The 13,319-nt window shown below is 66.8% G+C and carries 16 protein-coding genes; 12 read left to right on the forward strand and 4 right to left on the reverse strand.

The annotated features are described in order from the left end of the window. Positions 1–113 precede the first annotated feature (113 nt). The 7 genes from QZ709_RS10435 (at position 114) to QZ709_RS10465 (ending at position 5,460) form a co-directional block, all read left to right on the forward strand. Positions 114–449 (forward strand): hypothetical protein, encoded by a 336-nt coding sequence (locus tag QZ709_RS10435; RefSeq protein WP_294637214.1) that lies wholly within the window; start codon positions 114–116, stop codon positions 447–449. A 27-nt stretch (positions 450–476) separates the two neighbouring features. Continuing rightward, positions 477–1,352, forward strand: coding sequence for an ABC transporter permease (locus QZ709_RS10440; protein WP_294637215.1), 876 nt, complete (start codon positions 477–479; stop codon positions 1,350–1,352). A gap of 26 nt (positions 1,353–1,378) precedes the next feature. Next, entirely contained in the window at positions 1,379–2,155 is a 777-nt protein-coding gene (locus QZ709_RS10445) for an ABC transporter permease (RefSeq protein WP_294637216.1), read from the forward strand. A 49-nt stretch (positions 2,156–2,204) separates the two neighbouring features. After that, positions 2,205–3,017, forward strand: a complete 813-nt coding sequence (locus QZ709_RS10450) for an ABC transporter ATP-binding protein (RefSeq protein ID WP_294637217.1) — start codon at positions 2,205–2,207, stop codon at positions 3,015–3,017. Between the two features lie 54 nt (positions 3,018–3,071). Next, the gene (locus QZ709_RS10455) at positions 3,072–3,560 is read left to right on the forward strand and encodes a rhodanese-like domain-containing protein (RefSeq protein WP_294637218.1); all 489 of its coding nucleotides are present in this window, start codon (positions 3,072–3,074) and stop codon (positions 3,558–3,560) included. Positions 3,561–3,582: 22 nt separating this feature from the next. After that, a complete protein-coding gene (locus tag QZ709_RS10460; protein WP_294637219.1) occupies positions 3,583–4,335 on the forward strand; it encodes a cytochrome b/b6 domain-containing protein in 753 nt (250 codons plus the stop codon). Between the two features lie 96 nt (positions 4,336–4,431). Then, positions 4,432–5,460, forward strand: coding sequence for a sulfate ABC transporter substrate-binding protein (locus tag QZ709_RS10465; protein WP_294637220.1), 1,029 nt, complete (start codon positions 4,432–4,434; stop codon positions 5,458–5,460). A gap of 162 nt (positions 5,461–5,622) precedes the next feature. On the opposite strand, the gene QZ709_RS10470 is transcribed toward QZ709_RS10465, so the two are convergent. Further along, complete coding sequence (locus QZ709_RS10470; RefSeq protein ID WP_294637229.1) at positions 5,623–6,831, reverse strand: sigma-54 dependent transcriptional regulator; 1,209 nt, start codon at positions 6,829–6,831, stop codon at positions 5,623–5,625. 196 nt (positions 6,832–7,027) lie between these two features. Here QZ709_RS10470 and QZ709_RS10475 point away from each other — a divergent pair, with 196 nt between their 5' ends. The 3 genes from QZ709_RS10475 (at position 7,028) to QZ709_RS10485 (ending at position 8,663) form a co-directional block, all read left to right on the forward strand. After that, complete coding sequence (locus QZ709_RS10475) at positions 7,028–7,246, forward strand: TOBE domain-containing protein (protein ID WP_294637221.1); 219 nt, start codon at positions 7,028–7,030, stop codon at positions 7,244–7,246. Between the two features lie 98 nt (positions 7,247–7,344). Continuing rightward, entirely contained in the window at positions 7,345–7,983 is a 639-nt protein-coding gene (locus QZ709_RS10480; RefSeq protein ID WP_294637222.1) for an alpha/beta hydrolase, read from the forward strand. Between the two features lie 38 nt (positions 7,984–8,021). Further along, a complete protein-coding gene (locus QZ709_RS10485; protein WP_294637223.1) occupies positions 8,022–8,663 on the forward strand; it encodes a peroxiredoxin in 642 nt (213 codons plus the stop codon). A 15-nt stretch (positions 8,664–8,678) separates the two neighbouring features. Here QZ709_RS10485 and QZ709_RS10490 read toward each other — a convergent pair whose 3' ends face one another. Continuing rightward, positions 8,679–9,593, reverse strand: a complete 915-nt coding sequence (locus QZ709_RS10490; protein WP_294637224.1) for an SDR family NAD(P)-dependent oxidoreductase — start codon at positions 9,591–9,593, stop codon at positions 8,679–8,681. A gap of 247 nt (positions 9,594–9,840) precedes the next feature. Between QZ709_RS10490 and QZ709_RS10495 the strand changes: the two genes are divergently transcribed. Next, the gene (locus QZ709_RS10495; protein WP_294637225.1) at positions 9,841–10,722 is read left to right on the forward strand and encodes a metal-dependent hydrolase; all 882 of its coding nucleotides are present in this window, start codon (positions 9,841–9,843) and stop codon (positions 10,720–10,722) included. 113 nt (positions 10,723–10,835) lie between these two features. Beyond that, complete coding sequence (locus QZ709_RS10500; protein ID WP_294637226.1) at positions 10,836–11,339, forward strand: MarR family transcriptional regulator; 504 nt, start codon at positions 10,836–10,838, stop codon at positions 11,337–11,339. On the opposite strand, the gene QZ709_RS10505 is transcribed toward QZ709_RS10500, so the two are convergent. After that, positions 11,333–12,115 (reverse strand): general secretion pathway protein GspB, encoded by a 783-nt coding sequence (locus tag QZ709_RS10505; RefSeq protein WP_294637227.1) that lies wholly within the window; start codon positions 12,113–12,115, stop codon positions 11,333–11,335. The genes QZ709_RS10500 and QZ709_RS10505 overlap by 7 nt on opposite strands. A gap of 7 nt (positions 12,116–12,122) precedes the next feature. Further along, positions 12,123–13,319: peptidoglycan-binding protein (locus QZ709_RS10510; protein ID WP_294637228.1), on the reverse strand; the 1,197-nt coding region annotated here is incomplete at its 5' end.

Raw genomic sequence — 13,319 nt, forward strand, 5'->3', positions numbered from 1 at the left:
CAAAGGAGCACCCCAGACAGATCACGCAGTAGACTTATCCACATCCGAACAGTCCATTTCTTCGTCAACTTAGTGGCTCAGTTTTGGACGTGACGCCTGGCTCAGTTTTGCTCGTGATTCAACAAGCGCACTGGAGCACGCAGGAAGCCAACCGAGAGACCCAGTACCAATATTGGACACGGTCCGGTGTGAACACGTACATCGACAACAAGCGAGTGTGGGACCGCACCAAGGACCTGCGCACCCGTCACAACCCCCTGCTTGACGAGTACTACACCGCGTCCATCCAGCGCTCGATCGACGAGATCAAGGGCTACCGCCTGTCGCGTCGCGATGTGAGTCTGGACGGTTGGATCGAGCCCAAGTACCTGAACAACGCGTTGCGCGAACAGAAGCTCGAGACGTACTGGCCCACACAGGACGCCAACGGCAAGTTCATTCGCACCTGATCCCCACGCCCCGAGGAGAACCCCACCATGGCCGTGTCCACCGACGACCTTGCAATCTTTCCGCCGGAGGAAGCGCCGCCCGCTGCACCGGCACCGACGCGCCGCTCACCGTCGCGTTTCTTGGGAGGACCCGCCTGGCTGGTCAGCGCCTTCGGCACCGTGGCGCTCGGTTTCATCCTGCCGGCCGCCCTGTTCGCCCTGTGGTGGACGGCCGCCGACCGCCACTGGATCGCCGAGCAGATCCTGCCGTCGCCGGCTTTCGTGTGGGAGTCCTTGGGCATCGTGTGGGACAGCGGCGAGTTGCTGGGGCACGTCGGCCACAGCGCACGACGTGCCGCGCTGAGCCTGTTGATCGGTGGCGGTGCCGGGCTGGTGCTGGGTTTTGCCATGGGACTGTCCGAGCGGATCAGGGCCTATGTGTGGCCCAGCTTCAATGCCCTGGCGCAGCTGCCGGTTCTCGGCTGGATTCCGCTGCTCATCATCTTCGTCGGCATCGAAGAAGGTCTGAAGCTGTCTGCCATCTCGATCGCAGTGGTCGTGCCCGTCGCGCTCAGCACGCTCAACGGCATCGCGAACATTCCGGCGGCGCTGCTTGAGGTCGGGCGCGTCTACCGCTTCAACGCATGGCAGACCCTGGTCCGCATCGTGCTGCCGGCCACCACGCCGGCTCTGTTCACGGGCCTGCGCCAGGGCGTGATGCAGGCATGGCTCACCACGATCTTCGTCGAGCTGTTGTCCTCCAGCGAGGGGCTGGGCTTCTTCATGTCCTATAGCCGCTCGCTCAGCCAGATCGACATGGTGATCGTCTCCATGCTGGCCATCGGCGTGCTGGGCATCGCCATCGAACTCACCTTGCGGCTGGTCGAATCCCGGCTGCAAGGCTGGCGCCGCAACGCCTTCTGAACCCGACCCGACCTGAACGCTTCACCATGTCTCTGCCTTCCAAACGACCCGACTGGCGCGGCTGGGTTCTGCCTGCTGCTTTCATCGCACTGTGGTTCACCGCCACGCAGCTGCACTGGGTGAACACGCGGCTCATCGTGCCCCCCGCGGGGGTGGTGACCACAGCCATCACCGAGCTACAGAAGCCTGATTTCCATGTCGGCGTGGCCCTGAGCCTGTGGCGCGACCTCTCCGGCTTTGCGATCGGCGCACTGGCCGGTGTGGCCGTCGGCACGCTGATCGGCGTATCCCGCCTGGCCGACAAGCTCATCGGTCCGACCTTCCACACGGCCCGCCAGATCTCGCTGTTCGCGTGGTTGCCCTTGCTGTCGGCGATCCTCGGCACCGGGGATGCGGCCAAGATCCTGTTCATCGGGTTCTCGACCTTCTACCCCGTGGCACTGGGGACGACCGAGGGCGTACGGGGCGTGACCCAGGCCCATGCCGAGGTGGCCCGCGTGTACGGTTTCACGCCCTGGCAGACGCTGCGCCGCCTGGTGTGGCCGGCTGCCGCGCCGCAAATGCTGGGTGGCCTGCGTCTCGGGCTCATCTATGCCTGGCTGGCCACCATCGGTGCCGAGTTCTTGCTCGTCAACGACGGACACGGCATCGGCAACATCGTCTTCAAGGGGCGCAACGCCTTCAACGTCGAACTCATTCTCTTCGGCCTGCTGTCCATCGGCCTGGTCGGCGTGGCCTTCAACCACCTGGCCACGCTGGCCGAACAGCGCCTGCTGCACTGGCGTGCACCCCAGCGCCGCTGACATGAGGCCGATGCCACATCCCTATCCAGAACGCTTACCAGGAGCCGCCATGCCCCAAGCAGGCACCATCGACATCCAGCAACTTCACAAGCAGTACGCGGTCAAGGGCAAGCCCCTGACCGTGCTGCAGGACATCAACCTCTCGATCCAGCCCGGCGAGTTCATCAGCATCGTCGGCGCAAGCGGCTGTGGCAAGTCGACCTTGCTGCGCCTGCTGATCGGCCTGGAATCCGGCTTCAGCGGCAAGTTGCTGCTGGACGGCAAACCCATCCAGGGTACGAGCCTGGATCGCGGCATCGTGTTCCAGGAGCACCGCCTCTTTCCCTGGCTGAGCGTCGAACAAAACGTCGCGCTGGGCCTGCTGAACGCGCGGGGCACCCAGGCCGAGAAGGACCGCAGCGTGCGCGAGCACATCGAACTCGTCGGGCTCAAGGGGTTCGAGAAAGCCTACCCCTATCAGCTCTCGGGCGGCATGTCACAGCGCGTGGCCATCGCCCGCGCGCTGGTCAATCGCCCGGAAGTGCTGCTGCTCGACGAACCCTTCGGCGCCCTCGACGCCCTGACGCGCACCCGACTGCAGCAGGAACTGCAGCGCATCTGGCAAGCCGAAGGCATTACCGCCATCCTCGTCACCCACGATGTGGAGGAGGCCGTCTACCTCGGCGACCGCATCGTCGTGATGGAGCCGCGCCCCGGTCGCATCAAGCGCATCGTCGACGTGCCGCTGGCGCGTCCGCGCGACCGGGTCAGCGCAGCCTTCACGGCCATCAAGGACGACGTACTCGGCGAGTTCAATCACGAAATCAACCACGCCACCGTGGCCGAGCGGCTCGAACGCGTGACCGACCCGCTCACAGCCTGAGCCTGCCCTTTGCTTTCCTTCTTTTCACCTCACCGCTTCATGCAGTCCAAGAACATGTCCACACGTTCCGTTCTCTCGTTCATGTCCATCACCGCCGCTCTGGCGCTGTCCGTTCCTGTCGCCCAGGCCCAAGAGGCGGCCCCCGGGGCCGAACCGACCGCCTCGGCGCCCCAGCCCTATGTGGCCCCGCCATGGACCTACAAGACCCGCCAGCTCAGCCGCAACGACGTCGACAAGCTGCTGAGCAACCCGAAGAAGCTGCTCGTGCTGGATGTCCGTCGTCCCGATGAGCTGGTGAAGTACGGCAGCCTGGCGGTCTACCTGAACGTGCAGCTCAAGGACCTCCCGTATGCGTTGGATTACATTCCGCGCGACCGCCAGATCATCACGGTGTCCAACCGGGCTCACCGTGCGGGCGCGGCCGGCGACCTGCTCGCCAGCAAGGGCTACAAGGTGGCCGGCGCGCTGGGCTCGGAAGACTACCGCGAGGCTGGCGGCAGCATCCAGAAGGTGTTGCCGCCTCCGCCCAAGCCAGCTCAGTGAGGGAGGTGGCATGAACATGCGCATGAACGCCGACACCCTGCAGGAGGGGTTTGACCGAACGGACGGAAACGCCTCCGCAGAGACCATTGCGGTGCCAATCTGGGATATCGCACTCCGGCTCTTTCACTGGTTGCTGGTCGCTGCGGTGGTCGCGGCCATCGCCACCGGCCTGGCCGGCGGCGCCTGGATGGTGTGGCATGGGCGGGCGGGCATCGCCATCGCCGGGCTGCTCGGCTTCCGTCTCAGTTGGGGGCTTCTGGGATCCGAGACGGCCCTGTTCCGCGCTTTTCTCCCCACACCCGCCCGCCTTCGGGCCTATCTGAAAGGGCGGTGGCACGGCGTCGGGCACAACCCGCTGGGGGCCCTGTCTGTGCTCGCGCTGCTCATCCTGCTCGCGGTGCAACTGGGCACAGGTCTGTTCAGCCATGACGACATCGCGTTCAGCGGCCCGCTGACCCCCCTGCTGACTGACGAGCAGATCGGCGATCTGACGGCCTGGCATCACCGGGTCGTCAACCTTCTGTACGGTCTGCTCGGCCTGCACATCGCTGCCATCGCCTTCTATGCCGTGGTACGCCGCAAGGACTTGGTCCGGCCCATGGTGACCGGGAAAGCCTCACTGCCCACAGGCACCCGAGCGCCCCATCCCGGCAAGCCGGCTGCGCTGGTGATGTCCGTGGCCATCGGCGTGGCGGTCGCCTGGGGGGCAAGCGGTCTGTGGATCACGCACGCTCCGGCAGCATCGCCCACGGCACAGCCCGCTCCGGGATGGTGACCTGCATACAGCGCATAAGCAAGTTCAGTTTCATTCGTTCTGCTTCCATCGACCCGCTTCTAGCATCCGTTCACCTGTTCACCACATCACACCAACATGCTGTTTTCCAAATCTTCCCGTCGCACGTTTCACGCTCTGGCCCTTGCCTCGGCCCTTGCCGTCACCGGCCTGGCTCCGCTGGCTGCTCACGCCAAGGACATCACGCTGCTGAACGTGTCATATGACCCGACGCGCGAGCTCTATCAGGAGTACAACGCCGCGTTCGCCAAGCATTGGAAGGCCAAGACCGGCGACAACGTCGTTGTGAAGGCGTCGCACGGCGGCTCCGGCAAGCAGGCTCGCTCCGTCATCGACGGCCTGGAAGCCGATGTGGTCACCCTCGCGCTCGCTTACGACATTGACGCAATTGCCGAGAAGGGCCTGCTCAAGACCGACTGGCAGAAGACGTTCAAGGGCAACAGCTCGCCGTACACCTCCACCATCGTCTTCCTGGTGCGCAAGGGCAATCCCAAGCAGATCAAGGACTGGGACGACCTCGTCAAACCAGGGGTGGCTGTGATCACGCCCAATCCCAAGACCTCGGGTGGTGCCCGCTGGAACTACCTGGCAGCCTGGGGCCATGCCCTGAAGAAGACCGGCTCGGAAGCGCAGGCCAAGGCCTTCGTGACCCGCCTGTTCGAGAACGTGCCGGTGCTGGACTCGGGTGCCCGTGGCTCGACCGTCACCTTCGCCGAGCGCGGCCAGGGTGACGTGCTGCTCGCCTGGGAGAACGAGGCACACCTGTCGCTCAAGGAGTTCGGCGCAGACAAGTTCGACATCGTGTACCCGAAGATCAGCATCTATGCGGAGCCGCCTGTGGCCATCGTGGACAAGGTGGTGGACAAGCGTGGCACCCGTGATGTGGCCAAGGCCTATCTCGATTACCTCTACAGCGCCGAGGGGCAGGACATCGCCGGAAAGAACTTCTACCGACCGACCGATGCCAAGGCAGCCGCCAAGTACGCCAAACAGTTCCCCAAGATCGAGCTGCTGAAGATCGATGAGGTATTCGGGGGTTGGACCAAGGCCCAGAAGACGCACTTTGCCGACGGCGGTGTCTTCGACCAGATCTACACCAAGAAGTAAGACGGGGAAGAGTCTCAAGGCAAGTGGGGGTGCCAGGAGGTCCGTGTCAGGCTTCCAAGGCACATTGAGAACGGCCTCGGCGGCATGGCGCCGAGGCCGTTTTTTTTATCAGGCGCACTGGGCTCTCAGGACGGACACGGAGCCCAGCTCGCTCAAAAGTGCTCACAAGGGCAGCAGCGCACTGCCGAGCGGGGCGTCTCCAGTCTCTGCTTCATCAGAGGCCGAAGATGAGCGCCCCTCGCCTTCATCCGCCGCGGCCAGCAAGCCGTGGCGCTTGAGCTGCGTGCGCAGCATGTTGCGCGTGATCCCCAGCACGCGAGCGGCCCGAACCTGGTTCTGTCCGGCATGTGCGTACGCCGCGTGCACCAGGGCAGATTCAACCTTCTGGAACAGTTCGGCTTCGCCCTGCTGCAACAGCGCGCTGAGCGCGTCCTGCAAACGGGCCAAAGCGGACGGACTCTCGTCAGCAGAGGCATCCGGCATCGAAGGAGCCGGGGCAGTGGCAGGCGGCATCGCCCCCACGCCCCCGACAACCAAGCGGGCTGACTCGTTCGCATTCGCTTGGCCAGCCAACGGGACCAGCCGGACATCCTCTGCGCGAATCACACCATCTCGGCAGACGATCAGCGCGTAGTGGATGGCATTCTCCAGTTCCCTGATATTGCCTGGCCAGCTATAGGTGCGCAACAGCGCCTGGGCGTCGTCACTCAACGCGACTTCATCGATCTGCAGGCGACCTCTGTAGACCGCCATGAAGTGCCGTGCGAGCGGCACGATGTCCCCGGGTCGCTCTCGCAGCGGCGGCAGGCGGACGCTGGCCACGCTGAGGCGGTAGAACAGGTCTGCGCGAAAGTGCTGGGCCTCCACTGCACGCGCCAGATCGATGTTGGTCGCGGCCACAAGACAGACATCCAGCGGGATTCCCTTGCGAGAGCCGAGCCGCACCACCTGCCGCTCCTGCAACACCCGCAACAGCTTGACCTGCAGCGCCAGCGGAAGATCGCCGATCTCGTCGAGGAACAGGGTGCCACCGTTGGCAGCCTCGAACCAGCCCGCACGAGCCTGCGAAGCGCCCGTAAAGGCGCCAGACTCATGGCCGAACAGCTCGGCATCGATCAGGGACTCACTGAATGCACCGCAGTTGACGGGTACGAACGGGCCACGCCGTCCACTGACCGCGTGCAGATGACGGGCCACGAGCTCCTTGCCGGTGCCGGTTTCCCCTGTCACGAGCACCGTGGCATCGCTGAGCGCAATGCGCTCGATGTGCGCCAGCAGTTGCAAAGAGTTGGGGTCGTGAAACACCAGGGCCTTGGCCCGGATGGAGAGGGCGGATGCCGGAGACTCCGGCAAGGTGAGCAATCGTTCCATGGCGTTTGCCGTGCTGCAAAGCACACACCGTAGCGCCAAATCCGAGAGGCAGGAAGGTGTTTTTTCAATCGTCCATATGCATGTGAAGCACATGCTTTCGCACATGCGCTGCGCGCAGATCGAAGCACGATGTTCTTCGTTCTCCGGTCGTGCCATCGCTCATACGATGACCTCACAGACTCGAAAAGGATGTGCCATGACCGTCTCTGCCATCAACGTGCGCAACCAGTTCCGCGGCAAGGTCCGCGAGATCATCGAAGGACAGGTGGTGTCCGAGGTCGAGGTGGAAACGCCCTCCGGCCTCATCGTCACCTCCGTCATCACCACACGCTCAGTGCATGAGCTTGGCCTCGTTCCCGGCAAGGAGGTCATCGCCCTCGTCAAGTCGACTGAGGTGTCCATCGCGGCCCTGTGAGGCCACGCCCGGCCGGACCAGGCGACCCCGTCGGCCGCCGTCGTGGTCAGCCCTGCGCTCCGGCTCCTTCTTCTCCACCCGCCAGACGACGCCACACCATGCCCCTGCCCCTTGCCACCCCGTTGCCTGCCGCCCATGCCGTGCGCGTGCTGGTGATTCCTGGTCTGCACGACAGCGGCCCCGGCCACTGGCAGACCTGGCTGCAGCGCCAGTACGCCGGTGCCGTCCGCGTCATCCAGCGTGACTGGACGGCGCCCCAGCTCGATGCCTGGGCCGATCGCATCGATCGGACGCTGGCCCGCCATGCGCCCCAGACAGAATGGATTGCCGTGGCCCACAGCTTCGGCTGCCTGGCCTTGGCACACCATCTGTCCCGGCGCGCACAGGCCGGCACCCCGGGGCACGAGGGCGGGATCCGTGCAGCGCTGATGGTGGCGCCGGCCGACCCGGTGAAGTTCGGTGTGGCAGACAGGCTGCCGACCACGGGGCTGGGACTGCCCGCCACCCTGATCGGCAGCGAAGACGACCCCTGGATGCCGTTCGAGCGTGCCCGCGAGTGGGCACATCACTGGGGAGCCCGCTTCGTCAACCTCGGGCGGGCCGGACACATCAACACCGAGTCGGGTCACGGCCCCTGGCCGCTGGCCCGCTACCACGTCGACCACATGGTGCGAGACCGTCAGCGCCTCAAGCGACTGGCTCGTGCCCATCCCCTGGAGTTCGGCTACGCCGTCTGACCTCCGCCTTGTCTCACCCATCTCACGAAAGGACCCACATGGCCAGCCTGCGCCTGGGCGACACCGCCCCCGACTTCGAACAAGCCTCTTCCCAAGGCCCGATCCGCTTCCATGAACGGCTCGGCGACAGCTGGGGCATCCTGTTCTCGCATCCCGCGGATTTCACCCCCGTGTGCACCACCGAACTGGGGCTGACGGCCAAGCTCAAGGACGAGTTCGCCCGCCGCCATGTGAAGGTGATCGCCCTGTCGGTGGACTCGGTCGAATCGCACGGCAAGTGGATCCCCGACATCAACGAGACGCAAGGCACGACGGTGAACTTCCCGATCATTGCGGACGCAGACCGCAAGGTGTCGGAACTCTATGACCTGATCCACCCGAACGCCAACAGCACGCTGACGGTGCGCTCGCTGTTCGTGATCGACCCGGCCAAGAAGATCCGCCTGATCATCACCTACCCCGCCAGCACGGGCCGCAACTTCGACGAGATCCTGCGGGTGGTCGATTCGCTGCAGCTGACGGACCACCACAGCGTGGCCACGCCGGGCAACTGGAAAGATGGCGACGACGTGGTGATCGTGCCCTCGCTGCAGGACCCGGAGGTGATCCAGCAGAAGTTCCCGAAGGGCTACAAGGCGGTGAAGCCTTACCTGCGCCTCACCCCGCAGCCCAACCGCTGAGCCGTGCAGGCCCGCTCAGCCTGCGGCCCCGCTGCTGAGCACCAGCGCCATCTCGCGCGCCGACTGCTGCATGCCGCCAGCCGGCTCGATGGCGGCGGCGCGGTCGCTGATCTGCGGCCACGCCGCGGCCATGCGCTCGGGCGCGTCCGGCACATTGCCCACCAGATGGGGTTCGCCAAGCACGACGTGGGTGGTGGCGAACACCCCGGCGCCCGCGTTCAGGATGGCGCGCGTCGGCGCCTGGTCACTGACGAGGAACAGCAGCCCTGGCGAGACGCTCTCCGGCGTCAGCAGGGCCAGGGCCTGCGGCGGCAGGATGCCTTCCGTCATGCTCGTGGCCGCCGTGGGCGCCAGGCAGTTCACCCGCACGTTGTACTTCTCGCCTTCCAGCGACAGCGTCTGCATCAGGCCCACCAGCGCCATCTTCGCGGCGCCATAGTTCGACTGACCGAAGTTGCCGAACAGGCCCGATGACGAGGTCGTGAACACGATGCGGCCATGCTGCTGCGCCTTCATCACCTCCCAGACCGCCTTGGTGCACAGCATGGCGCCCATCAGGTGCACGTCGACCACGGTGCGGAAGTCCTCGACCGTCATCTTCGAGAAGGATTTGTCCCGCAGGATCCCGGCGTTGTTGACGAGGATGTCGATGCGCCCCCAGGTGGCCATGGCCTGGTCCGCCATCGCCTGCACGGCCGCTTCGTCGGTGACGGAGCCGATGTGGCCGATGGCCTCGCCGCCTGCGGCCCGGATCGCCTCAACCACCGGCCCCGGATCCCGCAGGTCGTTGACCACGACGCGGGCGCCGCGAGCGGCCAGCAACAGCGCGTGGGCGCGGCCCAGTCCGGCGCCGGCCCCGGTGACGATGGCCACGCGGCCGTCCAGGCGCAAGGTGTTGGAAGAGTCGGTTGCGACAACAGTCTGGTTCATGGGCACCCTGTTTGTTGAGAAAGCAAGCGGGCCACGGTACGACCCGTCACCCCGGATGATGACGCGGAAAGTGGCGCGAAAGCGCCCTTGTCGCCCACCTTTCGGGATAACCCCGAAGGGGGAGCCGCGCTGAAAGCCCTTCGTCGCGCGCGCTGTCGTGGCGGATGCCTTGCTGTCGCACGGCGGACCGCCCTTTGTGCACGGGATTCCTAGACTGGATGACAGTCCATCACCCAAGGAGTCCCTCATGTCCCGCCCTCAGGAAAGCCGCCCCGACGAGATCGTGCCCCGCGAAAAGCTGGACTTCCAGCTCGATGCGCAGACTCCCCGTTGGTGGTACGGCGGGGACGCCTTCAAGACCCGCGTGTTCGACGGCATGCAGGCCGCGTTTCCGGACGGCGAGCGCTACTTCATCACCAGCGTGCGGGCCTTCCGGCACCTGATCACCGACCGCAAGATGGCCGAGGACGTGAAGAACTTCATCCGCCAGGAAGGTCAGCACGGCATCGCCCACACGCACTACAACGACCTGCTGCGTCAGCAGGGCCTGGATGTCGACGGCATCCTCACCGAAGCCAAGCAGCTGTTCGACACCTACACCAAGCGCTATTCGGCCCAGTACAACCTGGCGCTGACCGCGGCGTTCGAGCACTTCACCGCATTGATGGCCGAGACCCTGTTTGCCGAGAAGGACATGATGGCGCCCGCCGACGAGAACGTGCGCGCCATGTGGGCCTGGCATGCCATCGAGGAGATGGAGCACAAGGCCGTGGCCTTCGACGTGATGCAGAAGGTGGCCAAGGTGGGCTATGTGATGCGCTGCGCCGCGATGACGCATGCGCTGTACAAGGTCGTGACCGACAGCATGCGCCTGACCAACCGCCTGCTCAAGGGCGACGGGTTTTCGCGCGGCAGGCGCCTGCTGATGAGCGTCAAGGGCGCCTGGTGGCTGTACGGCCCGCGCGGCCTGTTCTCGCGCAGCACCGGCAAGCTGCTGGCCTACTACCGCCCGGGCTTCCATCCCTGGCAGCATGCCGTCATCCACAGCTACCCGGTGTGGGTGCGCACGTTCGAGCAGACGGGCGACCCGATGCGCGCCGGCGCGGCCCTGTTCGCCGCAGCCCGCTGAGCCACCGGGCCTCGCTCGTCCGAATAACCAAGGACATTCCCGCAGGGCGTACCGACCGGGGGTATGGCTAGAATCGCGCCGAGCGATGTAGCCATCGCGCTACGCCCTGCGTCATGAGTGAAGTTGCCCCTTATCTGGCCCGCGTGCCAGGCATCCAGTACGGCGTGCTGGACACCCTCACCGGCTATGCCGTGCGGCGCACTCAGTTGCGCATGTACGAAGACTTTGTGCAGGCGCTGGCCGCCTGGCACATCACCCCCCCGCGGTATTCGGCCCTGGTCATCATCTCGCTCAACCGGGGCCTGAAGCTGACGCAGCTCGCACAGATCATGGGCATTGCCCGCTCGGGCGCCGTCATCCTGGTCGATGCGCTGGCCGACCTGGGCTACGTCACCCGCGAGCCCATGCCCGAAGACCGACGCGCCTTCAGCCTGCAGCTCACCGATCGGGGTCGGACCGACCTGGCCCTGATCACCGCGGCGGTCCAGGCGCACGACGCCCGCGTGACGGCGTCGCTGAATGCGGAGGAACTGGAAACCCTGCACCGGCTGCTGCACAAGCTCAGCGGACTCAGGGAGCCGGATGGCGTGGGGCCGGGTCAACAGCCGGGTCAATAAGCCACCGAGAAACGGCTTCCGCGAAAGCGGAACACCGCCGACCTCAGCCGGATCTCCTCCAACACCAGGTCGGGCACGGGCTGATCGCCCTCGCGGAACACCTGGCTGTTGAGGATGAGCATGCGCTGAGCGGGGACGTCGGAGTGCATGGCGCCGCCCACCGTGAGCGGCGGCAGGTCGCGGCGCAAGGCATCCGGCAGCGTCTGCAGCGTGTAGACCGGCTCGGCCGGGCGCGTGGCCGGCACCGCCGGCGGCTGGACCGTGCTGCCGGACGCAGCCGATGCAGCCGGGGCTGCCCGGGTTTCGATGGCACGTCCGGCCTGCGAGGCCACCGGGGGGCCCGCCTTTTCGCCCGAGGCACCGGGCGACCGCGAGGTCAAGGCCGCGGGCCGATCGGACGACGCGACCCTGGCGGCTGGAACCGATGCGGCACCTGACAACGGGGGCGGCGTGGCAGGCGCCCTGTCGGTCGATGCCGGGGCCGCATCGCTCGCGCCCGGAGTCGGCAACACCGCCACGGCGGGAGCCTGAACGGACCGCGCTGGAGCAGACGGCACAGCCGATGGCTCGGCCCGCCACAAGTGCCAACCGAGCAGCGCCACCAGCAGGCCCAGCAGGGCCGCCACCACCCAGATCGCCAAGCCGCCGGACCAGAATGGCGGCCCGGCCGGCTCCTCCACCAGGGGCGCCGGCGTGGCATGCAGGCCGGGCACCTTGGACTGGCCTCGCGCCCGCTCGGCGTCGGCCTTCTTCAAGGCATCGAGGATGTAGGACATGTCGGTGTCACCCTCCCTGGATCACCAGCCGGGGCTCGTCCACGCCGCTCGCCCGGTTCAACAACATCAGTGTCGCCGCCCCGGGCACCCCGTCGGCCTTCAAGCCCTGTACCTGCTGGAAGGCTTCCAGACGGGCCTGCAGTGCGCGATCCAGGCGCTGGTCGGGTTGCGCTGGGGCCCCGCCATCCACCAGGGCCAACCGGTCCGCCAGCCAGGTCACCGTGGCCCCCCGCTGCCCGGGCGCCAGGCGGCCGGAGAAACCGGGCGGCAGGCGCCAGAACGTGGCGACCTCACCTCGCCAGGCAGCAGTCAGGACGCCAACCGGCACACGCCGTGGCCCCGCGGGGGTGTCGAGCAGCGCGTGCCGCCCCGGGCCGTCCAGAGCGGTCAGCAGCACGTGCCGTACCTGCCCATCGGCCCCCACCAGCCGGAGCAGGCCGGGCCGCCCGAGCTGCCGCACCATGGCCAGGCCGCCCGCCCCGCGGAAGCACTGCAATCCGGCGGAACGGACGGCCTGCGTACAAACGTCGGCCCCCGACGCAGCCGGCGCCGTCCAGTTCCAGCGGGCGGCAAGCACCCGCCAGGCATCGTCCTCATCGGCCCAGCCCGCGGCCAGCACGGCGTCGGCACTGTTCAGCACAGGCGCACCAGCCACGCCACCCACCGGAACCGGGGCCGTGCCGGGCGCCATGGACGCCGACGGCCCCGTCGCAGCAGCACGGTCCGGCGGCAGCGCCAGGGTGTGGCTCATGGCCGAGGCGGCCGGCTGGCGGTGGGTCGCCCACCAGGCGACCACCCCCAGCGCGCCCAGCGACACCAGCCCGGCAGCGGCCAGGCCGGCCCGCCCCGAGCGCCAGACACGGCGCCACCACAAGGGCCGTCCCGGCGCGCCGGCCGGACTCCGGGGCACTCCCGAATCCGGCCCGAACACCTCTTGTGCCGCCTGCTTCACCATGCGGGCGTCCACCTTCAGCCGCCCCTTGGCATACGCGCCCAGCAAGGCGCGGTCGCACAGCAGGTTGATGCGCCGGGGCACGCCGCGGGCCAACCGGTGGACGGCGCGCAGGGCCGCGCGGTCGAACACGCCGCCCTGTGGACGGCCGGCCACCGTCAGGCGGTGATGGATGTAGTGCGCGGTCTCGGCCTCGCTCAAGGCGTCGAGGTGGAAGCGCGCGATCACCCGCTGCGCCAGTTGCTCCAACTC

Source organism: uncultured Aquabacterium sp. (assembly GCF_913773725.1).
Lineage (GTDB): Bacteria > Pseudomonadota > Gammaproteobacteria > Burkholderiales > Burkholderiaceae_C > Aquabacterium.